Origin of the sequence: Plectonema cf. radiosum LEGE 06105, from assembly GCF_015207665.1 — a bacterium.
In the GTDB taxonomy this organism is placed as follows: Bacteria; Cyanobacteriota; Cyanobacteriia; order Cyanobacteriales; family Nostocaceae; genus Rivularia; species Rivularia radiosa_A.
This window is the reverse complement of sequence record NZ_JADEWL010000025.1, coordinates 12,460-35,257: the sequence shown is the minus strand read 5'-3', so window position 1 is coordinate 35,257 and position 22,798 is coordinate 12,460. Positions and strand designations below refer to the sequence as shown.

The following is a 22,798-nucleotide window of genomic DNA, read 5'->3' as shown; positions in this document are numbered from 1 at the left end:
TACACACATTATTTCTCTATAATTATTAATCGAGAGTACGCTCACTGAGCAATTAATTGTATACGATTATTTATATTGAAAATTTATCAGGACTTATATCCTTTACGCTTACATCGGAATGATAAAAAGTATGTGCAAAAAAACTCTGCGTTCCTCTGCGCTTAACTCCGCGTCACTTTGCGTTAAAAATATATAATTCCGATACAAACGGATTTGATATTACGCATTCGTAACGAGAAACGCACTTCGGTGATAAAACACACCTTGGGAGATGCTGCGCTAATGCTTCGCTCGCAATGACGTAAACACTTAGTCTGTGCCTAAGTCCTATTCATCTTTAAACTACTACCCCTCACCCAACTCCTTTTTCCCCTTTACCAACCAGTAAAGAAAAGATTGAATATACAAAATCTTATGGTTTAAACGTTCTCTGACCTGAATATGATAAAACGTTCTTCCCATAAATTTATCGGAAGTTCTAACTTCAGCAAAAAGCTGTTGATATACTTGAGGAACAATACCTTTTATGATAGGCTCAACCTTCTTCATTTGCTGCCAAATTTCTGGTGGTAAGTCAACTCCAAATAATTCATGAGACATGAATAGTCCCAAGAATAGCATTCGTTGACAACCCCAAAGATTAGCCTTTTGGACTACTTTTTCCCAATTTATATCTGGGTTTTTATGAATCAGTGTTGCAATGTCGCACAGCCATGATAGTCTTTCCCACATATGTCTGGAACCATGCACGCAAAGGATTGGTAGCCAACATTCTAAAGGTAGATTATTTATAGTTGTACCAGCAAGAGAAAAAGGTTCTAAATCTTCCCACAAATCTTTCGCAGCGATAGGAGTAATATACTTCGGTGCAATTCGCCAGTGAATTTCTAAAAAGACGTTTTTATCGTTATGAATAAAATCATAAGTATGTTCGGTTTTAGAGTTTAGATATTTCACTAACTCCGCGTCAGTCATTTCTATTTTGGGTAGATATCCTTGAGCTATCAGTAATTCTCTGACTGCAAAAATATCTTTTTCTTGCACGATAATATCTAAATCCCCGAAGCGTCGTAAGGCTACATTTTTGTAAATTAAACTAGCTAAAATTGGACCTTTATAAGGTAGAGCTACGATATTTTTTTCTTTTAATAACTTGAGAAGATTAACTAATTCTCCTGTTAAAAATAAGTTACGTTGGGCAACATATTGAAAATTTCTGCGCCATTGATTTAGAACTGATTCTGGTAGAGCTTGTGGACAAATATTATTGAGACGAGAATACACTAGGGATAACACCCCATGTCTATCTGCTGTTTGGGTTAAATATTGCCAATCTATATTTTGTTTAATTAAAGTTTTGATGCGTTCTGTTATGGCATTATTGATATCGGGGTTGAGGCAAGATAGAAGTAATTCTATTTCAGGACAAGTATTGATTAATTGGTTTTTGGTATCGAGTTTAGATAAAGTTTTCATAAGTGTAATAATTGGTTTTAATAATTTTTACTATTTTATTTAGAATTTAATTTTATTAATTTAAAATGGCGACTAGAAGTCGCAGCTACACAGGCAAAACCCGCCTACGCGGGTTATTTGATATAGTCCACGCAGGTGGACTTTGTTTGTGTAGTAGTGGTAATAAAGCGCCAATTTATTTAGAAATTTCTCACTTAAACTATAGTTGCAGCTAAATCAGACGCAACATGTTCCTCAACTAATTTAACTAACTCCGGCAACAATGACAGGTTGCGAGGTCGTACCAGACGATGAATAGTACACTCTTTAGCTAAAGCCGCACATTGTAAAAAGTGAGAGGCACCACCATTATGATACAACGTTGTAGGACGAGAGTGGCGTATTAGTTCGATGACTGCTTCTTGTGGTTTGAGCGGGGTAATGCTAAATTCTTCACCAAAAGCAAGGGTATAGATACGTCTAATTGGTAATGGTGTTCGATTAAAGCCTTGCTTTAAACGGTAGCCGCGCTTTTCTTCTAAACCTAAAAAATGCAGCGAATCAAAATCATAACCTAAAGAGGTACAAAGTTCTGAACCTAACTTGATTTGCGGAAAGGCAGGATATACAGTATTAGGTTTTTTAGTTGTATTGACTGCTGCTACATCGTCGGCAATAATTGAATATCCATGAGCATTAAGAGCAGCTATTGTGGAAGATTTACCTGCACCAGATGCACCTAAGAAAATTGCACAATTACCTTCTATCTCAACTGCACTTCCATGTAAAACTAACAAGCCCCTTTGATAGAGCAGGATTGCCATAACCGTTCCTACAAGGTAAAGGCGAATGATTTCTTCAGAAGCATCTGGTTGAGGAATGATAACAATTTTATTCCCATCTTCAACGAAGATGAGACCCATACCTTGTACAAAAACTGTTGCCGTTTTAAGGGTTATATTTAGATAGCCGTATTGATTAAGAATCTCTGAAGCCAGATAATTATCAAGGGAAATGCCGTGTTTTACACATACGGTAACATCGCTTGCAACTGCATCTAGCTCTGCACAAACAAATTCTGGTATACAGATTTCGGAGTGTATGGTTAAACCATAAGCATAGTAAATATTTTTACTTTGCATATCGATTATCTTATTGGTTGGATAATTTTTCTAGAGAATGGGGAGTTTAAGTCAAAAGACTAACTCCCCGTGGAATTAATAGCAAGTTACTATTAAGTAATTGAAATAGTATTTAGATTTTTATTACTCGTAAAGAAGAGAAAATCATAGAAAGCCTAAGTTAGTATTTTTATGATTTCCTCGATTTAAACGTTTAAAAAACTAAAACTAATTCAATTTCAACTACGAAACAGGAACTAATGTAATACCAGTAAATTGGTCACCAATGCTGATCACACCTGTATTATTGTTAGGCCCATCGATGTCTAATGCGGTTCCATCGTCAGAACCTGCAAATTTTACCTGTGTTAGCTCTTCTACAGAACCAAAGGTAGTTAACTGGGGTACATTCCAATTCTTAGCCATGATTGATTGTCCTCTAAGTAAATTGACAAAATGAAGTAGTTGCACTTTGAAATAAGTGCTTAAATATAAATTCAGATAACTGAACAAAAGACGCACTTTTAAATAGTGCTTAATATAAGTTCAAACAATATAAATTCAAATAATTTGTGCAAAACATAGAAGCTTTGGAGTTGTGTAGAACCCAAAAGTTCCAATTAACTCTTAATTTAACTAAGAAAATTAAGTATTGAGATTTGCTTGATTCAACCACTGAGATAGCGTTACCGCACAGAATACAGCAATGGCATCTACCTTTATTTGTGTCTGTAAAGGATGAGCCGCGTAACGATGATAAGCTGTGTGAAGTGCTGATAAATTCACGTACTTATTTAATTGATTGGCTTCTTCAAATACCCTTTCTATAGTTTTTTGCTCATACTTTAATAATTTGTCTTGAAAATTGAAGCTTAGTCTTCCTTTGCCGGTGCGCGAATGCACTTGTGGAGGTAGAATATCTCTCATTGCTTGACGTAAAATTATTCGCGTCCAACCTTGGCGAAATTTTTGGGATGAAGGTAGAGCTACGCAAAATTCAATCAGTCGTTTATCATAAAATGGATAACGAGCTTCTAGGCAATGAGAAGCAGTAACTTTATCAGCCAATTCCTGAACATATTGATGAATACCAGCATTCAACCCTGAAGAATGTATCTGTCTAGCACTAAAATTTAGAAATGGAACTTCCTTTGTTAAGGATTGGATGTTTTGTGCTAATCCGATTCGTTGAGAAAACGTATCATTAATGATTTGATTAAATGTAAAAGTAGATTTCGGATTTTGTTGTAATATTTGCCAAAGGCGTAACGCAGGTTCTTGGATAGGGGTTTGAAAACCATATTTCCATAGAAGTTGCTGCTGAGATATTCCAGACAACTCAGAAGCCGCTTTCATCTCATTACGTAAAGTTCTCCATTTACCTCCATAGATCAGTTCTGTCAGACGCGCCCATCCATGAGAAATCGTACTGTCCCCATCTATTCCATCCAAAAATACACGAACACCGTTTGATTGTGCAGATTCGTAAAGTGCTAAATGAATATACAAATTTGGAGAATAAACTGGCTCATCATCTTGCCAAAGCGGTTTTACCAGAGGATTAAGATAGTCTGCATGGATATTATGAAACTCAAAGCCTCCTAGAGATTGTACGGCATTGATAAAATAACGTTCGTCAATCCATTGCAGCGCATCAGGAGGTAAATTAGGGAAAATTGCTGAAAAAGTATGCAGCGGTTTTCTTCCCGATTCAGCTAACAGCATACGTGCCGTACAGGTAATGGAAGAGGAATCAAGTCCACCACTCAAAGTAGACCCTACAGGAAAAGCGCTACGTAGACGACAACGTACTGCTTCGGTAAAGATTTCGCGAAAAGCTTCAACATACTCCCGATGGGAATTAAGCTTAATCTCGCGCTTCGGGTCTAACTTCCAGTAACATTTAACCTCTAACCTTCTTGAGTTTACGGTTAATGAATGGGCTGCCGCTAACCGAAGTATATCTTTGTAGAAGGTATTTACCCTGTCTTCAAAAAATAGTGTCAGGTGATGAGCAACTTTGAGTTCATTCAATTGGCGCGGTACTTCTGGCAAACAAAACAGTGCTTTTATTTCAGAAGCAAGCACTAAAAATTTATCTGATTGATAGTAGTATAGAGGCTTCACACCCATATGGTCTCTAGCGCAAAATAATACCTGTTTACGCTCATCCCAAATCGCAAATGCAAAATCACCTAGTAAATGCTGGGGACAATCTTCGCCCCATTTCTCGTAAGCTGCCAATATCAGCTCGCTATCTGCAATCTTATCAGCAGGACGATTATTTATCTGTAAAGCAGCTATCAATTCCTCACGATTATCTATGCGAGCATCTGCTGTAATTACTAAATCACCCCTTTGATTAATCAAAGGCAGCTTCTCAAACAGAGACTCAGGAGTAGTCCACAACATCCGGTGTCCCAAACCGACGCATCCATCAACCCAGATATCTGCACCATCTGGTCCGCGATGCGCCAATATATCAACCATTTTTGTTAAGTTTTCGCGGTCTAAAGGACGACCGTCAAGGTAATAAATACCTACGATGCCGCTCATAATTTAATTCCTTCGAGGGATGGTAGTTGAATGTAGCGTGGTAGATCCGGTAGATAACCGATGACAACATATCCCTGATATTTAATCCAAGCGTGGGCTTCTAATTCTCCTGAGTGTCCTTTCGCAACACCTATGCACAATTCGGGAGAAAAACTACTATGATTCATCAAAATTTGTGTAGTTAAAGCCCTTGCCAAACATTTTGCTCCACCTGGCATATAGCGGGTTGTAACATTCACAGCCCAAATAATTTTACCCAGAGTGGCATTAGGGAGTGGCAATTTTTTCGTGTTCAGTTTATTTACTATTTTTAATAAAATGCGAAACTCTAGTAACCACAACCCTAACCTAATTACTCCTAGTAACAAAAATGTCACAAATAGAAAGTAAAAATCAACCTTTCTCAGATTCCAAAACTTACGCAGCAGTTTCATTTATTACTTTAATCAACCCTGCGGCTTTTAAATTATTCAGCAGTGAGAAAAGGTCATTTGTGCAAGCTTCTGCTTCAACTTCGTATTCTTCCAAAAGTACCTGTTTGACTTCTTTTACGGTTTTGGGTTGTTCGAGCAAATTCCAAATTCGCGCACCCACTTCATTCAAACCGTGGTAAATTCCGCTCTTCATATTCAAAATAACTGCCTCACCGCCAAGATCCGAAGAGATTTGGTCTTCAGCTACTACTACTAATGATGATTCTACGATTTCGTGTTGGTCGGGTTGTGGATAACTCATTTTCTTTCACTGAAAAAAGCTAATTGGTTACTGCTGTTTGCTCTGCTGTATTAAATATAATCCCTAGTATAGTGACATTACGATGTTTTATTTTACACTTCATATATTCTTTAAAATTACGTTGTCGCGTCTTTATAAAATCATTTTCATCAGCGAGGGTTCGGCTAGCCAATAGCGGGCGGGACGTTTGCGTTATGTCCTATCATACTACGAAGACCGCGCACGCTACGTGTTCACCCGGAGGGTGAGGTTAACGCACTCCCTTAACCCATCAGAATTAATGCAATCGACTACTATTAGTCCGCCACATTAATTTTGAGGAGTTAAAATACCTCTTCGTAGGTTGGGTTAAGCGTTGGCGAAGCCTGTCCGACAGGACATAGCGCAACCCAACGCGGGTGCCGAGGCTCCACTACGTTTTGCTTCGCAACGCTTGCGCGAACAGCCCAACCTACAATATTACATTGATTACCCCTCATAACTTATGTGGTGGACCACTATTAGTCCTTTTTATTAGTTTTGATTGGTTTTGTTTGTCTACTGACGTAATGTAGAGACGTTATATATAACGTCTCTACAAGATTTCTGGTAAAATCCGACTACTAGTAAGGTTATATTAATTAAGCCATCATAACTAATGACATGGACTACTATTACTCTGCCACATTAATTTTGAGGGGTGGATATTTAATCCGCCAGGGACTGTAAGTCCCTGTCTAATAGCGAAAGTCCTATAAATAGGACTGAAGTAATACTCCTCAAAATTAATGTGGTGGGTAGTATTGATCCACCACATTAATTTTAATGGGTACTTGAACGAAATTTTATGATTGATTTTTTTAGTCCTATTCATAGGACTTGTGCTATTAGACCGGGAATTTGATTCCCGGTTCGGTTTGCGAGAAAACCCATCAAAATTAATGTGGTGAAGCACTATTGGTCTATGTCATTAATTTTGGGGGGTAATAAATTCGTAATTCGTAGTGCGGTCTTGGAAGCGTGTCCGCCAGGACATACCGGAAAGCTCGCTATTGGCTAGCGAGCAAGATGACAATCCTCAGAAGTCGGGTTTTTAGCAATTTTTGTGAGTTTGTTAGAGATATTGCTCAAAAAAACCCGACTTGTTACATATACTGACTTGCTTGAATTTCAAATAAATGAGCATAAGTACCCTTTAATTCCATCAGTTCGTTGTGGGTACCACTTTCGACGATTGTTCCATTATCCATTACGTATATTCGGTCAGCCATTTTCACGGTAGATAAACGATGACTGATCAAAATCGCGGACTGATTTTTAATTAATTGACGAAACTTTTCAAATACCTCATACTCGGCTTTGGGGTCCATTGCGCTAGTGGGTTCATCCAACACAATTAGTTGAGAGTTTCGCAAAAATGCCCGCGCTAAAGCAACTTTCTGCCACTGACCGATACTAAGTTCTTCGCCTTTGTCAAATAATTTACCCAAAATAGTATCGTAGCCTTTGGGTAATTTCGTGATTACATCATCCGCACCAGAACGACGAGCCGCTTCAATGATGCTGTCGCTGTGCGGTGGTAAGTCAATGTTTCCTAACCAAATATTTTCTTGGGCAGTAAAATGATATTTCGCATAGTCTTGAAAAATCACGCTGATTTGACGGCGTAATTCTTCTGTTTTAAATTGACTTAGATCGATACCATCAATGGTAATTCTGCCTGATGTGGGGTCGTACAGTCTGCATAAAAGTTTAATTAAAGTCGTTTTACCAGAACCATTTTCCCCGACTAAGGCTACTACTTCTCCTGGTTTAATTGTCAGATTAATATTTCTCAGCGCTTTACGGGTAGTTGTAGAATATTGAAAACCCACATTTTCAAACTCAATCCCAGTTTTCATCGGATGAGGAATCGGTTTGGGGTTTGGTGGGTCAATTAACTTGGGTTTAATGTCGAGGAATTCGTAGAGATTTGCTAGAAACAAGTTATCTTCATAAAGTGCAGATAAGCTGTTCAATAAACCCTTAATATTACCCTGTCCCCGTTGTAAGGCTTGATAGTACAGAACTAAATCCCCCAAACGCAGCACACCATTAATAGTTTGGTAGATGATATAGGAATAGATTATAAATATGAGAATACCGGCGATCGCCTCTACAGTAAAGTTAGCTAAAGAGCGTCCGGTTAATATAGATAGACTTTCTTTATATATCTGTCGGCGGATGCGAAGATAGGACTGACTAAAGTAACTACCCAAGTTGAATAGACGAATTTCTTTAGCAAATTGGTCTACCGTCAGCATATAGCCGATGTATCCTGCTTGACGCTCCATTGGTGTAACTTTTCGCTGCCAGCGATACAAAATCCGAGAATATTTCACCCGTACTAACATCGCTGGAAGGGAAACAATAAACAGAACACCCGGTATTCCCCAGTGCAGCGACAGTAACAAAGTAATCATCCCAATCAAAGAAATCGCATTTTGTCCAGCATCTGCCAAACGATTGAGGATTTGGGGAGGTCGGTAAGGTGCTTCTTGTTGCGCTCTTTGCAATACATCGTAGTATACGGGATTTTCGTAGTACTCTAAATCGGCTGCAATTGATTTGGCTTGGATTATTCCCTGCATATAATCGGTTACTCGTTGGGAATGAGCGCTAGTAACTAATTGGGCGAGGGAGTTAGCCAGGTTAGTTAATAAAGTGACTGCTGCTGCTAAGACAACAAAAAATATCACATTATTAAAAGCTGCGGCTTTATCGGCAGTGGTGAGGCTGGCAGCGACTGTATCTATAATTAATTTGGCGAGATAAATTGAGATTACTGGCAGTACACCTTGAATCACAAGGATGATTACGCGGGCGATTGTCCAACGAGGGCTACTTTGCCATACTAATCGCAAAGCAGGCAATAGACGCTGCGTACTTTGTAATTTTTCTTTGATTTTTTTGCCTACTTGCATAATTTATATAGTTTTTATTAATACAGAAATATCATCAATCATCACAAGTCGGGTTTTGAGCAAAATCTATGTGTTACAGATATTTTATGGATAACCGAAACCTCTGTAGAGACGTTACACTGTAACGTCTCCAAATCTAAATTCATACTCAGATTTTGCAACACCGGAATATGACATGACTTACGCAAAACCGAATGAGAGTAGGGGTAATTCATGAATTACCCCTAGGCAAAAATAACTGTTTGGGCCACATATTGCGTAAGTCCTATATGAATGTTGAAATCAGTTATTTATTACAAGTACCTAAATTAGCTTATTATTAGCAGTTTTTTAAGTATAGGATATTACACGATTATTTTTAGCAACATCATCTTCTATCAGTTTTACTAAATCGGGAAGTGCTGTTAAGCCTTTGTATCTTTTCAAACGATAAACGGGTACTTTTTTCAGGAGTTGCGTACATTGATGCAAATGAGCGCTGACGAATTCTGGAGTAGTCAATAGATTCGTAACACGGGAATGACGAACTAATTCCACAAGTGCATTTTGACAAGAAAGCGGTTCCACTTGATGATAAGGGGCTGCAATTTTTTCTAATGCGTATATTCGTTTAATAGGTAAAGGCTTTTGCACGAATCTTTCCGCAAGAGTGTTATGACGTTTGAGTAAATCTGAGTTAATTACGGCTAACTGATCAAAATCGTATCCCAAACTAGCGGCTGCATCGGGTAATAATTTAACACAGGGGTAAGCAGGAAAAGTAATCGGATGTGTTTCACTTTGTTCGTTTACTTGAATTGCCATTACATCGTCGGTAAGCAAAGGATATCCTTGGTTGTAAAAAGCATTAGCCAGAGTTGACTTACCCCATCCGGAATGACCGATAAATGCAACAGCCTCCCCATCAATCGCAACACAACTAGCATGGATAGTCAGCAGTCCTCTTTGCCGCAGTAGTACACTGAATATTGGACCGAGAATCCCAGGACGAATGATATCTTGTGCTATTCCTGGGGTAGGTTCGATGACAATTTTGCGCCCAAATTCTACCAAAAATCTGCAAAACTGTGATTTATTAATTTCCAAATGCCCAACAAAACGATTACCACCATCAGCATTTTCAATCTCTGCATGATTGATTTCACGCTGTTCTAAGATTACTTCTGGTAGTTTTTCGGTTCGATTTGATTCACAATCAAAAGTTATTAGTTCGGGAAATAAAATTTCAGAGTGAATACGAAGATTATAGGCAAAGTAGGTGAACATAATAAATCGTTAAATTACATTTTCCTTAATAAGTCAAAAGTGAGTAAGTCAGTCGGTAGCAATAAATCTAACTATCTAACAAAATATAAATTGGCTTTAAAGCTTTACCATAATTACAAAACAAATTTCAACGCCGATTTGGCTGTGATTTTTTATACAAAAATAATATTTTTGTGTGTCAATTAGGATGTTAAAATTAGGCGTTGCTTCCTCCGGGTATGAATTTAGATTTTGAGAGGTTACACTGTAATATCTCTACACAGGTTTCGGTTATCTATCAAATTTGATCCATACTTATGAAGCAGCAACGCCTGAAATTAACTCCCACAAAAGACTTCATGCCGCAGCGACAGGTGTTTAATCACACCAATACGTTAATTAATTGATGCTATATTGAGGACAGATTAGAACTTGTTGGGGTAATAAGCTCAGTTGTCAGAGGTAAGTTTTTGGTGTACATTCGAGTTGCAGTCGAATAAACAACGGCTTACTCTGACTTAATCGAGCAAATTGGTAGGAATTCATCGATATTGTTTTGTTGAGTTTCAAAGTCTTTGATCAAACTTAATTGACTCAGACTTTGAACTCTCAACGGCAGATGCGGGTATTTAATGTCTGACTGTTACAATCAAATTAGATTAGAACTTGTTCGGTAATAACTTCAGTTGTTAGAGGTAGATTTTGATGTACATTCGAGTTGCAGTCGAAATACATCGATTAACCAAAACTTCTTCAGAATTACTTAACAGTCATTATTTACCACAATTGATTAAATCTCCAGAAGTACAAGCGTCCAATGAACCTGTAAGGTTGCCAATTATTGAACCGTCTTCTCCAAAAACAGTATCAACGGGTGAACCCTTGACACTAGCTTGTGTAATCGAGTTAACGGTACCGTGATTGGTTAGTTTTGGTGCTTCGTAGGACTTTTTCATTGGTTTAATTCCTTTGAGTGTTTTGTTTTGTGTTCCTGGGTAGCTACCCACAAGTGGATAATTCTACCCATTTTTAATAATGGTACGTATAAGAAATAGAGCAAATATAAGAAATAAAAATAATGTAATGACAGTTATTACTGCTTGAGTTCAGAGTGATGCAACCACAGAGCAAACATGGCTACTTGCCAAGGTGATACACCTGTTGAACTTGGAGGATATTCCATTTGGCTCGTAGAAAGTAATTGTTCGTAGGAATTAGATAATACTTTTGTATTTACATAACCCTCGATGCTCTTCTGATGATTCTGTATGACTTGCTCCAAAAGGTGTTTATCGTGATTGAGCAGTCCATATCGAAAACAAGGAGACATATTAGCTTTGGTGCGACGGTTTCGGACTTGTTCAGGTAAAATATTTTTCATCGCACGACGCATTATTAATCTAGACCATCCTTTGTTGAGCTTTTGTTCCGCAGGTAAAGACAAACAAAATTCAATCAATCTTTTATCCATAAACGGATGACGGGCTTCTTGGGAAAAAGCTGCCGCGTAAATATCTAATGTCTCTAATCCTTGGGTTAATATACCTGAAGTAATATTGCGCCAGTGTTTTTCTCTTTCTGTAAATGGTTGAGTGGAACGATTACCTTCTAAAGCTTGAATACGCTTTTTTAAATTAATCCGACGAACAAAATCACGGTTAATGATAGATTTGTCAGTACTTTGGTTATTTCCGCGTAATAAGCGAACCAGCGATTTCACAGATTCAGGTAATAAGGGTTTAAATCCACCATCTAAGAAAAGTCTTTTGGGTGAAATATCAAAATGCTGAGAAATCTGATTGATTTCTTTAACAAAGGTGATCCATTTGCCAGTTCGTGCTAATTCTTCCAAGTATGGAAAGCCATAACAGCGAAGAGTTTTGAGTGGTGAAACACCTACAAGTTTGTGCAAATCTTTGGCTTCTTGAGCAAAGGTTGACCACTGTTGTTTCCTGATTAATTCAATCAGATAACCTTCACCGTGAGACAGAGTATTATCACCATCAAAGCCATCTAATATAATTCTGACTTCGTTGTTCGCAACAGCCTTGTTTAATCCCCAAATCAGGAAATGAGTAGGAGCAGAAACGACTTGCTCGTGATATTTAAAAATTCGCTCTAAGTCTGATAGAGGTCCGAGTTGATCGCCGTGGACGTAGTGAGGAATCATTTCCCCTTGAGCAAGTACAGCTTCAATAAAAGGACGTTCATCACACTGAGCAACTCTATCAAATATATTCGAGAAAGTATGTAAAGTGTGATTCTCTTCCTGCAAAATTTTGCTTGCCATGCAGGTGACAGCAGAAGAATCTAGTCCACCACTTAGATGAGAACCGATGGGAAAAGCGCTACGCAATCGACATCGTACTGCTTCAGCAAAGATTTCCTGCAATGCCTGGGCATAATCTTCATCAGATTTTAAACACAATTCGCGCTCTGGGTCAAGAGACCAATAAGAATAAATTTGCAATCCTTTCTCATTCAAAGTTAAACTGCAAGCAGGTGGCAGACGCAAAATATCTTGATAGAAGGTATGGACTTTATCTTGAAAATTTGATTCGAGATAGTCCCCGACCTTAATTTCATTGAGTCTTTGCGGCACATCTGGCAAACACAATAAAGCTTTGATCTCACTACCAAAAGCAAATATCTTACCAGGTTGATAGTAATAGTAAAAAGGCTTTACCCCCATATGGTCACGAGCGCAAAATAATCTCTGCTTTCGCTGATCCCAAATTGCAAAGACAAAATCACCTAGCAAATGTTCCGGACATTCTCCACACCATTTCTCATAAGCAGCCAGTATCAACTCACTATCGGTAATTTGCTCGGAGGAACTGTTATTTAACTCTAATGCAGCAATCAACTCTTCACGATTATCTATGCGGCAATCACAAGTGATAACCATATCGTGAGTATGATTGACTAAAGGTAGTTTTTCTATGATTGATTCGGGAGTAGTCCATAACATCCGGTGTCCCAAACCTACAGAACCATCTACCCAAATATCTGCACCATCAGGTCCCCGATGAACCAATGTATCAACCATTCGCTCTAAATTTTGTTGTTCCACCGGACGAGCGTCCAGATAGTAAAGACCCATGATACCGCTCATAATCTGATTCCTTTGAGAGATGCTAAGGAAATAAATCTTTAAAGGTTTGTAAAATAACTAATTACAAGCCTTTTGTAGTATTCAATCCAAATTGACTAAGTAAGTTTCGTAATATCTGTGATTTAGCAAAGACAAGCACAACGGCTGTTTAACACCTGAGTAGTTAAGAGATAATGTGAAATACGAATTGGTTTCACTGCTTCACCACCAAGGTCGGAAGAAATTTGATTTTTTTTTACAGATACTAGTATTCCACCACATAAGTTATGAGGGGTTTGTTCGTCTACCGACGTGCTGTAGAGACGTTATACATAACGTCTCTAGACAATTTTGAGAAAAAATAACCATTCAAAATTAATGGGACAAAGCACTAGTAGTCTTTTTCATTAATTTTGATAGGCTATTATCGAGACCCGACCGGGAATCAAATTCCCGGTCTGATAGCATAAGTCCTATAAATAGGACTAAAAAATCAATCAGAAAATTTAGACCAAGTACCCCTCAGAATAAATGCTTTGGCTAGTACTCCATTTCATTAATTATGATGGGTTAAATATTTGTAGTGCGTTGGCGTAGCCTGCCCCGGAAGGGCATACTTCTAGCTCGCACTACGAATTACGAATTACCCACCAAATTTCTAGTATTGATTTTTCCGAAATAGTAGTATCTCCTGTTGAAGATATCATTGTAAGAACTTTCCTTTCTAATCATCTATTGTTAATTTTATGCCTCCAGCATAAGTGATTACACTGGGAAAAACAAGTATCTTAAAAAACAGTTAATGTTTTTATAAATTATGACATTTTTGATAAATTAGTAACTATTATTGAAGGCTGGCAATTATCATTTAGTTGTTTAACTGTAGGAATGGCCGCAATTGTCTGGTGGATACGGGTGCTGCGTGGCGCTACAAGTCTTATAGAACCGTTCAAATTTTTCTCAACTACGCACCCACCCGTTGCAAGAAAATGTGCCGGTTGCGTAAGTCCTAAATTAATAACTGCTAGCTAATGTAATAAGTAAAATTACTTTGAGTAACGCATTTGGCCTCATTTCTTTGCCCTCAGATTGCGATCGCGAGTCGTGTAGCGGTAGATGTTTACTTTGAGCAGCCCTGTATAGCTAAATTGATAACTAAATCTCATATTAGAAGATATACGTAAGTATTATGAACTAAGTTGAAATAATTTATCAAATTTACACATATGTGAAGCTAGTGTAAATTAAAACTGTTGGGTTGCATTGAAGAGCGGTCTACTTGTAGTGTCAGAATTAGAAAGTAGTTTCAGTCGTATTGTGTCAGTTAACTTGGTACTCGATCGCATTAGTTTTGGGGGGGGTGAACATGAGCGCTTTTTGTCACCAGGAGCCAGACCCGGACACTACCAATCAATTATCCATTAGAATTAATGGGACAAAGCACTAGTATACAAATACTCTTTGTATTATTCGATTGATTTAAATATAGAATAGAATCAATCAATCAATCAATCATCTCTGACTTTTTTAAGTAAACCCATCCACATATCCGACGGGTTTGCATAATAATCAATTTGCTCTACTTGATATCGACAAGATGCGGAATCGATTTGTAAAATGATATAATCGCCACATTTGACATCTTTACTTTGTGCTGTCATATAAGCTTTCATTGGGTCTTCTGCAATCTCAAACACGTAGTCACTTCCACGGACGCATTCAGTGAAATCATGGATTTTGTTTTTTTGCTGCCGTAATTTTTTGAAAATTAAATCCGTTAAAGACAAAAAAAATACGCTGGGGTTGATGCCTGACTTACTAGAAGACATAAAATAATTAAAACCACTAATTGGCAGTCTCTTAAAGAAACTATGTTTGTAGATTTCTTTTAACCTGGAAATAGGTAAAAGCAATCCCAATATAATAGCAAGATTAATTAGTCTTCAAGAAATAAAGTTCGCGATAGCAACGAGCTTGCACTACGCGATACCATTTTTCTGTTACCCATAACAAAACCGGATTACTATGGTTTTTTGGAGAAATTCAAGACCGAAACTACTTGACACTACCCGAACCTATTGTTATACTCACTAGAGTAAAGCTAATGGGGCGTCGCCAAGCGGTAAGGCAGCGGGTTTTGGTCTCGCCATTCCTAGGTTCGAATCCTAGCGCCCCAGTTTATTAAGTTTAAAACTATATATTTTGTGAATCCTACCCTTTATCAGAATATAAAGGTATTTGTTTGTTAATTTTTATAGATGCTGCAAGCCGTTGTTAATATCTAAATTAGGATTTAGGCAAATAAACCCGGTTTCTACGGAAAATCTGGGTTTTTACAATCAGATATCGACGAAGTAACCGGGTTTCTGGCTTCACACGTAAGTCCTGTTAATATATCTAGATATTGGATATAAACTTATGTAACAAGATTAACCTTAGCTTTAAGTAAACTATATTTTCTACATATATTCTTTAAACAATCTTTGTAATATATGTAAATCATCATGTGTAAAATAAAAGATTTGGAGGAATAATAAATACCAATTATTAAGGCGATCGCGCTGGCATTTACATATTATAGGAAGCATTCGTCAATTACTCAGTTCTCAGTTCAATAACCAAATAATTGAAACATCTACGGGGGAAGGATTGGAGTTAAAGTTATTTACTTGACAAATTGAGCTGTTGTGATGAAAAAAGCAAGTAAATTTATTGACCCCAGATTTTGTCCGGAAAAATTTCTGTGATATGAGTAATAATACATTGAGGTAAATTTCGGTAAAATTGCTGTATTTATCAGGAATAAAGGGTCTGATGTTCGGAATTTACGGAAATAAATTTATCCTAACGTAGTGAAAACTAAATCTGAAAATTTTCAAAAACTAATCAAAATTTAATTATAATTTATTATAGATGTAAATGAATCAACAAACATAAACTACGTAATGTTACTGTATAGACAGTGCATCGCGAGCAGTTGGCTGACATCTTCAATACTTCAAGCAGGGTAGTGTATCTGTTAGATAGGTTTTTAACAACCTTTGAGGAAAGCTTGGAGATAGTCTGGAGTGTAAATTTTGTTCACTTAAGAAAGAAGTTGGTGCATCGGTATTGTAAAGCCCAAAGGGAAAACCAAACTAAATAGTGCCTTTCAGGAATGAAAGCGAAAAATTACGTAAGTAATACAAGCAATTAAAATTTACTATGACTATGCTGAAGTCAGAAAAAAATCCTTACCTCTTTTCTCAAGCAGGTACCCCTTTAAATAATGATGTTGAAGAAGGTGGATTGAATTTAGGACAAGTCGGAGCAGCTTTACGACGTAGAGCATTATTAATTGTTGGTGTCACGGGAGTAGTAACAACTGCTGCGGTATTGAAAGCAGAGTCAGAACCTCCGATATATCAAGGTCAATTTGATATTTTAACTCAACCAGTGACCGGAGAAGGTAAAGCGATCGCCAACATTCCTCAAACTTTGGGTTCTAGAGATGCGATCGCACCTCCGGAGACAGAAAAAGATGTAGCGACAACCATTCAAGTTTTAAGAAGTCCGTTAATATTAAATCCAGTTGTAGAAAAACTTCAGACGAAATATCCAAATCTGGAATACGAATCATTTGTTAAAGGTTTGGTTATTGGCTCGAAACAAAAAGATATTTTAACGGTAGGATATGTAGCCGGAGATCAGCAGCTTGTTAGCGATGTCTTAAAGGAAATTGCTGATGCTTATCTAAACTATAGCTTGAAGGAACGTCAGCAAGATATCGATCAGGCTATTAATTTTGTTCAGGGACGAATCACCAGCGGTGGGTTAAGACAGCGAGTTGAAGAGTTACAAAATAAACTCCGAACCCTTAGAAGTGTAAATAATTTAATTGAACCCGCACAACAATCTCAACAAGTATCCTCTCAAATTGCCAGTTTTACCCAACAGCAATTAGAAAACCGGGTACAATACGAGCAAATGCTAGCTCAATATCAAGAGTTACAAAAGGAGTTGGCGCAACAGCCAGGAGAGCGGGTAGGGAATTCCATACTCAGCGAAAACCCTCGTTATCAGAAAATTCTCGACGAAATTCAGAAAATTCAGATTGAGACTCAAAGCCAGTCTGCTGTATTTACAGATAATAATCCGACGATACAGGCTTTACAGCAAAAGACAACTAACTTGATTCCCATGCTGAATGCAGAGGAACAGAGAGTCCAAAACGAATTTCAAAATCGCATCCAAACATTACAAGCTCGCGATTTATCTTTATCTGATAAAATAAATCAACTGAATGCAGAGTTGAGAAATTTGGCAACAGTCACCCGCGATTACGAAAATATCCAGCGGGAATTACAGATTGCTACAGAAGGATTAAACCAGTTTTTAAGCAAGCAGCAAGCTTTGGAAATTGAAAAGTCTCAGAAACAGCAGCCTTGGAGATTATTAGATCCTCAACTGACTAAAGTTGAACAACCCGAAGCTATTTCCCAGAGTGCTATAAGAAACTTAGGTTTGGGTGGAGCTTTGGGTTTGCTTTTGGGTGTTGGTGCTGCTTTGGTTATAGACAAGTTGAGCAATGTTTACTATACTTCTAAAGATTTGAAAGAAACTACCAGATTACCGTTATTAGGAGTAGTTCCTTTCAGTAAAGAACTTGCTGCTAGTGCCAAGCAAGATGCACAACTTGGTCGGGTTCATCAAGCAACTCGTGCGGCATTTTTTGAAGTTTTTCGTTCTCTCTACACCAATATTCTGCTTTTGGGTTCGGATACACCGATTCGTTCACTTGTGGTTAGTTCGGCGACACCGGAAGACGGTAAAACTACGGTGGCTATTCAGTTGGCTTTAGCAGCAGCAGCAATGGGACAACGGGTATTATTAGTAGATGCAAATCTTCGCTGTCCGACTATACATCAGCGGGTGGGATTAATGAATATTCAAGGGTTAACCGATGTTATTTCCTCTGAACTGGAATGGAGCAATATCATAGAGCGATCGCCACTTGAAGATAATTTGTATGTGATGGCAGCAGGTCCCATCCCACCGGATTCTACCAGATTACTCGCTTCTGTAAAAATGCAGGATTTGATGAACGAGTTGCATAATAGTTTCGACTTAGTGATTTACGATACTACGCCCATAGTTGGTTTTGCTGATGCTAATTTGTTAGCTGCTAATACTAATGGTGTGATGTTAGTAGCTGGATTGGGTAAATTGAAGCGTACCGCATTCGCTCAAGCCTTAGAAGAAATTCAAGTATCTGGTACTGCGATTTTAGGGTTGGTAGCGAATAAGTCTAAGGAATCAACAGCGATTTCTCAAAGCAATTATCAACAATATTACAAGATGAGTGTCGGAAGAGTAGGGGAAGATGATTTAGTTGAGTCTAAAAATTCCTCTTCAATAAGTAAAATTAAATTACATTAAAAATTCTAGAGACGTAGCAGTGCTACGTCTGTTATCGATCAAGTTATACCAAGCTAATTATCTGGAGATTTCAAAGCTTGATCTAGTACCTGACGAGCTTCTTCTGCTTTTTCTCGAGCTTCTTTATAGCGTAGATTAGCTTGAGCAAAATTTTTCAGAGATTTAAAACCTTCTTTGAGGTGAGAAATTTCTTCCTCACTGACGGATTGATCTGAAAACAAGATATCAACTAATTTACGAACTTCCAAAGCTTCGCTACGTGTTTCTTGAACTTTCAACTTCAGAGTTGCGAGATTACTCAGAAGTTGAACTGCTTCTATAATTGTATCTTCTCCGCTAGCAGTATCCATTGATGCTTCTTTTACTTCAATTAATTGCTGAGGACCAAATCCTTCTTCGAGTTGGGTGGGTAAATCACCAGCTTCCATAATTTCCATCAGCTTATCCATTGCTTTTTCACGAGCTTTGTTGGAATCTTTGCCAGGAACTGTTAGGATGATTTCTGGACTTTGAACAATAGTATAACGAACCATATTTAGGCAGAAGTATTGCCGATAAATCAAACCAAGTTATTAATTTTAACTTAAAATGTGTCTAGATTATCATTTATTGTTTTTTTCATTAAATAAAAAATGCCAAAAATCGGGTATTGTTTTCGTATTTACTAAAAAATGTAAATAAATATAATTTATCTCAAATTTGTTAGCATCGGAATTATATGTTTGAACGCAGAGAGGCGCAAAGGTTCACGCAGAGGGACACAAAGTTTTTTGAAATTGGGTGTACGGCTGAGAAAATTAGGAATGGATAGTAAAGTGAGTAACTTGTCAATGGTTTAGAAAATAAATATCACGGATTATTTTTTTTTGCTAAGTCTATAATCAGATTAAGCCATTGTTCGAGATTATCATTGACAAACATATTTTCTGATAATTCGACTCCTTCAGCACCGATATTAGTAGAAATCACCGGCAATCCTGCTGCCAGCATTTCTAAGGTTTTAAGTTTGATGCCCGCACCTTGAAGTAAGGGTACAATTCCGATTTGTGCTTTTTCAAAATAGGGAGTAGGGTCTTCTACAAATCCGGTTACTATTATTATATTATTATTATTATTATTATTAATATTATTTTGCAGGTTGATAATTTTTCCAGAAGGATTGGAACCGACAACATACAGTTTGTATTCTGAGTCGATTTTGAGCAGTTTAATAAAGCATTTTTGCGTAAAATGGATTACTGCTTGTTCATTTTCAGGTCGATTCATTGCAGCCCAAAATAACAAGCTTTTTTTCTCAATTTTATCAGGATTACGTTTAATTTTAGAGATAAAAGAACTAAGTTGAGGAGGTTTAATGATAATTTTATTTTCTGGAATACTAAATAAAGAAGTGAGAATATCGCGGTCTTTTTTGGATAAAACCCATAATTGATTTACATTAGAATAAAGCTTTTTTTCAAATTTGAATAATCTGGCTACTTCGACACCTAAAATAAAATTAGTTTCGGACTTTCTTAAAAAAGATTGAGTGACAATATCGTGTATATTGATTACCGTTCGAGTATAATTAGAGTTAATCAGTGGTTTAATCAAATCAAGATAAACCGCAGCGTGAGAATATTCAAAATGAATTGAATCATAAGTGTTTTTTTCTAGTAACTCTTGAATTTTATCAGCTACATTTGTTTGATAACGAGTAGAAAATTTAAACGGAATAGATAAATTAGTTAAACAGCTAATAATTTTATCCGATTTTGTCAGGGGATAGAGAAAAAGGTGATTTCTGTATTTATCTAATAAATCTGTAGCAGCCTTAATTTCAGCTTTATTTGCGATAACAACAACATCAACATCAACACTTGTATTATTATGATAACGATATTCCTCTAAATGATTTAAAGCTATCTTTTGTCCAGCTTGAGGATATAAATTAGTAGGAGCATGGGCAGAAATAAATAATATTTTAGACATTTAAGAAATTTTAATAACTGTCAACTGTCATTGGTAATGGGTAATTGGTAATGGGTAATGGGTAATGGGTAATTGTCCACTGTCAACTGTCCAAAGATTACCATTTACCATATTCAGATACAGATGTTTTTGTAAATTGTTTAGTAAATTGTTGAATAAAATATTTTAATTTACGTGCTGTAGGTGGTTTAAAAATGTATCTCGCTGGCAATGCAAATATTTCGTTGATAATCCATAAGATATAAGCTTTTATGCGTTGTTGTTGAGAAACTTCTGGAAAATTATCAGATGCTTTATTACTGATTTTCCAACATTCTTTGATTAATTTGGCTCTATCCCACGGTAAAGGTGATGAACTCATTCCATTCAGGGAGTAAGCTGCTAAGGGAGTTTCGATAAAATTAAATTTATATCTGTTAATAAATAAACGCAAAATCATATCGTAATCGGCTGCAATTTTGTATTGTAAGTCATATAATCCAGTTGCGATGTAAGCCGATTTTTTAATAAAGCAAGATGGATGATTTAAAGTAAAGCGAATCGATAATTTATTTAAGGTACCAGGAATAAAAGTAGCAATATATTCACTCTGGTAATAATTCTTGATGGGTGAATATAATATCTCGATATCTGGATGTTGCTCAAATTGTTGTTCTACTGTTTTGATAGCATTTTCAAGGTACCAATCATCCGAATTTATAATACCGATAATTTCTCCTGTCGCGAGTTTAATTCCTTTATTCATGGCATCGTAAGCACCCAAATCTGGTTCTGATACAAATATATTTATATTCTCAGCATATTTGTTGATGATTTCGCAAGTTTTATCAGTAGAGCCTCCATCAATTACAATATATTCAACGATGGATATTCTTTGTTGATTAATCACGCTAATAATTGTTTTTTCAATAGTTTTTTCGGAATTAAAACTTGGTGTTATTATCGATATTTTTGGCTGCATTTTTTGTTTGGTTTCCTGTTATGAATACTCCGGATGATTACTCCTGTTTTCGTTAAAAGATGACTGAAAAAAAAACCGCAGAGACAAGACAGTGCGTTGCGGGGGTTCCCCCCGTTGTAGCAACTGTCGTGCAAATAACGCAAAGGAAAGAGATAAAGAGAAATTGACTTTATTATCTTCAACTGACTTTATTATCTTCAACTGACATTGCTAAAATACTGACAAAAAGTAGGGGAGCAAGCCCTTGAAGTCCGCTATGTAAGAATAAACAGAAAAATAAATAGGGAAAAATAAATTTATAATTATTAGGAGTATAATATCCACAAACGACTTTTAAAAATGCACAAAAGTAAAGAAATCCCAAGGGGATACCGATATAGGCAATTACCTCTAAAAATGAATTATGAATTAAAGAACCAACCCTTTTGAATGCTTCATTATATCCATCTGCATAACCTTTTAAAGCAAGAGTTAAATCGTTTTGATAAGATGTTACTAAAAATCTGTTAGCTTCAAATCTGGCTAAATTAGATGTATCATTAAAAGAAAATAAACGGCTTGCACTTGTATCGTATGTATATCCTATTTGTACGAAGTTTAAAAAGTACTCTCCAATTAAATATCCTACCAAATTTGAAAAAATAAAGAATACAGTAAAGTTGATTTTTTTGGCGATTTTAAGAAATTGATGTTCCCATACAATTATTATCAAATAAATTAGTAAACTCAGAAAATAATTTCTGCTCAAAAACAATACGGTAGAGATTAAGGATAAAATAATTCCTGGTTTAAATTTAGCTTTCCAACAAACGAAAAAAAACAACAGCATAAATAAACCGGATACGTTCGGGTCTCCATTACTTAATGATATTCTAGAACTACCATCAAACTCTACTCTTCTAAAAAATATCATTTGGTAGATTAGAGCAACAGTTGTTAACCAACATAATCCAATTAAATAGTTTCTTTTAATGCGTATTTGGGGACAACCGCTAAAACCAATCAGCATTAAACAAATTGGTAAACTATATCGAAATAAATGATATGTGGAAAAGTTAATAAAGGTAATAATTAAAATTGAGCATACAAGTATAATATCTGTAATTAGTATTTGAGTTTTATTAAACAAAAGTTGCACTATTAGAATCATTGCCAGTAAAGGCAAAAATATTCTAGCGTGAGGAAGTTCTACATTATAAGGTAAAAGATATAAAATTAATATATTGTAAAAAATCAGCGCATAATAAAAGTAGTTTGTTTCTGATTTTTGCATATTTACTTTCATATTCACGGATATATA

Annotated in this window: 16 protein-coding genes and 1 tRNA gene; 2 read left to right on the top strand and 15 right to left on the bottom strand. The window is 36.5% G+C overall.

The genetic code is table 11. The features are described 5' to 3' along the window. Positions 1 to 345: 345 nt before the first annotated feature. From IQ247_RS10585 to IQ247_RS10535, 11 genes are all read right to left on the bottom strand, one after another. On the bottom strand, positions 346 to 1,476 hold the full coding sequence (locus IQ247_RS10585; RefSeq protein WP_193919675.1) for a nucleotidyltransferase domain-containing protein: 1,131 nt from the start codon (positions 1,474 to 1,476) through the stop codon (positions 346 to 348). Positions 1,477 to 1,670: 194 nt separating this feature from the next. Continuing rightward, on the bottom strand, positions 1,671 to 2,597 hold the full coding sequence (locus IQ247_RS10580; RefSeq protein ID WP_193919673.1) for a phosphoenolpyruvate carboxykinase (ATP): 927 nt from the start codon (positions 2,595 to 2,597) through the stop codon (positions 1,671 to 1,673). 222 nt (positions 2,598 to 2,819) lie between these two features. After that, positions 2,820 to 3,002 carry a hypothetical protein gene (locus IQ247_RS10575; RefSeq protein ID WP_193919671.1) on the bottom strand — a complete coding sequence of 61 codons (183 nt, stop codon included), beginning with the start codon at positions 3,000 to 3,002 and terminating at the stop codon, positions 2,820 to 2,822. A gap of 219 nt (positions 3,003 to 3,221) precedes the next feature. After that, the gene (locus IQ247_RS10570; protein ID WP_193919669.1) at positions 3,222 to 5,132 is read right to left on the bottom strand and encodes a lasso peptide isopeptide bond-forming cyclase; all 1,911 of its coding nucleotides are present in this window, start codon (positions 5,130 to 5,132) and stop codon (positions 3,222 to 3,224) included. Then, positions 5,129 to 5,566, bottom strand: coding sequence for a lasso peptide biosynthesis B2 protein (locus tag IQ247_RS10565; protein WP_193919667.1), 438 nt, complete (start codon positions 5,564 to 5,566; stop codon positions 5,129 to 5,131). The genes IQ247_RS10570 and IQ247_RS10565 overlap by 4 nt, the downstream gene beginning before the upstream one ends. Next, positions 5,550 to 5,867 (bottom strand): lasso peptide biosynthesis PqqD family chaperone, encoded by a 318-nt coding sequence (locus IQ247_RS10560; protein WP_193919665.1) that lies wholly within the window; start codon positions 5,865 to 5,867, stop codon positions 5,550 to 5,552. Before IQ247_RS10560 ends, IQ247_RS10565 begins: the two co-directional genes overlap by 17 nt. 1,124 nt (positions 5,868 to 6,991) lie before the next feature. Further along, on the bottom strand, positions 6,992 to 8,809 hold the full coding sequence (locus IQ247_RS10555) for an ABC transporter ATP-binding protein (RefSeq protein ID WP_193919663.1): 1,818 nt from the start codon (positions 8,807 to 8,809) through the stop codon (positions 6,992 to 6,994). 330 nt (positions 8,810 to 9,139) lie between these two features. After that, entirely contained in the window at positions 9,140 to 10,075 is a 936-nt protein-coding gene (locus tag IQ247_RS10550; RefSeq protein ID WP_193919661.1) for a phosphoenolpyruvate carboxykinase (ATP), read from the bottom strand. Between the two features lie 752 nt (positions 10,076 to 10,827). Beyond that, positions 10,828 to 11,010 carry a lasso peptide gene (locus IQ247_RS10545; protein WP_193919659.1) on the bottom strand — a complete coding sequence of 61 codons (183 nt, stop codon included), beginning with the start codon at positions 11,008 to 11,010 and terminating at the stop codon, positions 10,828 to 10,830. Positions 11,011 to 11,147: 137 nt separating this feature from the next. Beyond that, positions 11,148 to 13,169, bottom strand: coding sequence for a lasso peptide isopeptide bond-forming cyclase (locus tag IQ247_RS10540; RefSeq protein WP_193919657.1), 2,022 nt, complete (start codon positions 13,167 to 13,169; stop codon positions 11,148 to 11,150). A 1,487-nt stretch (positions 13,170 to 14,656) separates the two neighbouring features. After that, on the bottom strand, positions 14,657 to 14,977 hold the full coding sequence (locus IQ247_RS10535; protein ID WP_193919655.1) for a hypothetical protein: 321 nt from the start codon (positions 14,975 to 14,977) through the stop codon (positions 14,657 to 14,659). 276 nt (positions 14,978 to 15,253) lie between these two features. Between IQ247_RS10535 and IQ247_RS10530 the strand changes: the two genes are divergently transcribed. Both IQ247_RS10530 and IQ247_RS10525 read left to right on the top strand, forming a co-directional pair. Continuing rightward, positions 15,254 to 15,325: transfer RNA gene (locus IQ247_RS10530), tRNA-Gln, on the top strand. Between the two features lie 1,033 nt (positions 15,326 to 16,358). Continuing rightward, positions 16,359 to 18,566 carry a GumC family protein gene (locus IQ247_RS10525; protein ID WP_193919653.1) on the top strand — a complete coding sequence of 736 codons (2,208 nt, stop codon included), beginning with the start codon at positions 16,359 to 16,361 and terminating at the stop codon, positions 18,564 to 18,566. A 53-nt stretch (positions 18,567 to 18,619) separates the two neighbouring features. Here the strand turns inward: IQ247_RS10525 and IQ247_RS10520 are convergent, their stop codons facing one another. From IQ247_RS10520 to IQ247_RS10505, 4 genes are all read right to left on the bottom strand, one after another. Next, complete coding sequence (locus IQ247_RS10520; protein WP_193919651.1) at positions 18,620 to 19,099, bottom strand: hypothetical protein; 480 nt, start codon at positions 19,097 to 19,099, stop codon at positions 18,620 to 18,622. A gap of 316 nt (positions 19,100 to 19,415) precedes the next feature. Next, positions 19,416 to 20,537 carry a glycosyltransferase gene (locus IQ247_RS10515; protein ID WP_193919650.1) on the bottom strand — a complete coding sequence of 374 codons (1,122 nt, stop codon included), beginning with the start codon at positions 20,535 to 20,537 and terminating at the stop codon, positions 19,416 to 19,418. A 97-nt stretch (positions 20,538 to 20,634) separates the two neighbouring features. Further along, positions 20,635 to 21,498, bottom strand: a complete 864-nt coding sequence (locus IQ247_RS10510; protein WP_193919649.1) for a glycosyltransferase family 2 protein — start codon at positions 21,496 to 21,498, stop codon at positions 20,635 to 20,637. A gap of 178 nt (positions 21,499 to 21,676) precedes the next feature. Next, positions 21,677 to 22,771 (bottom strand): hypothetical protein, encoded by a 1,095-nt coding sequence (locus IQ247_RS10505; protein WP_193919648.1) that lies wholly within the window; start codon positions 22,769 to 22,771, stop codon positions 21,677 to 21,679. Between the last annotated feature and the right edge of the window lie 27 nt (positions 22,772 to 22,798).

Bases quoted from the DNA above. Each gene is read 5' to 3' on its own strand.
- IQ247_RS10585 (WP_193919675.1), bottom strand. From the start codon at position 1,476: ATGAAAACTTTATCTAAACTCGATACCAAAAACCAATTAATCAATACT.
- IQ247_RS10580 (WP_193919673.1), bottom strand. From the start codon at position 2,597: ATGCAAAGTAAAAATATTTACTATGCTTATGGTTTAACCATACACTCC.
- IQ247_RS10575 (WP_193919671.1), bottom strand. From the start codon at position 3,002: ATGGCTAAGAATTGGAATGTACCCCAGTTAACTACCTTTGGTTCTGTA.
- IQ247_RS10570 (WP_193919669.1), bottom strand. From the start codon at position 5,132: ATGAGCGGCATCGTAGGTATTTATTACCTTGACGGTCGTCCTTTAGAC.
- IQ247_RS10565 (WP_193919667.1), bottom strand. From the start codon at position 5,566: ATGAAACTGCTGCGTAAGTTTTGGAATCTGAGAAAGGTTGATTTTTAC.
- IQ247_RS10560 (WP_193919665.1), bottom strand. From the start codon at position 5,867: ATGAGTTATCCACAACCCGACCAACACGAAATCGTAGAATCATCATTA.
- IQ247_RS10555 (WP_193919663.1), bottom strand. From the start codon at position 8,809: ATGCAAGTAGGCAAAAAAATCAAAGAAAAATTACAAAGTACGCAGCGT.
- IQ247_RS10550 (WP_193919661.1), bottom strand. From the start codon at position 10,075: ATGTTCACCTACTTTGCCTATAATCTTCGTATTCACTCTGAAATTTTA.
- IQ247_RS10545 (WP_193919659.1), bottom strand. From the start codon at position 11,010: ATGAAAAAGTCCTACGAAGCACCAAAACTAACCAATCACGGTACCGTT.
- IQ247_RS10540 (WP_193919657.1), bottom strand. From the start codon at position 13,169: ATGAGCGGTATCATGGGTCTTTACTATCTGGACGCTCGTCCGGTGGAA.
- IQ247_RS10535 (WP_193919655.1), bottom strand. From the start codon at position 14,977: ATGTCTTCTAGTAAGTCAGGCATCAACCCCAGCGTATTTTTTTTGTCT.
- IQ247_RS10525 (WP_193919653.1), top strand. From the start codon at position 16,359: ATGCTGAAGTCAGAAAAAAATCCTTACCTCTTTTCTCAAGCAGGTACC.
- IQ247_RS10520 (WP_193919651.1), bottom strand. From the start codon at position 19,099: ATGGTTCGTTATACTATTGTTCAAAGTCCAGAAATCATCCTAACAGTT.
- IQ247_RS10515 (WP_193919650.1), bottom strand. From the start codon at position 20,537: ATGTCTAAAATATTATTTATTTCTGCCCATGCTCCTACTAATTTATAT.
- IQ247_RS10510 (WP_193919649.1), bottom strand. From the start codon at position 21,498: ATGCAGCCAAAAATATCGATAATAACACCAAGTTTTAATTCCGAAAAA.
- IQ247_RS10505 (WP_193919648.1), bottom strand. From the start codon at position 22,771: ATGCAAAAATCAGAAACAAACTACTTTTATTATGCGCTGATTTTTTAC.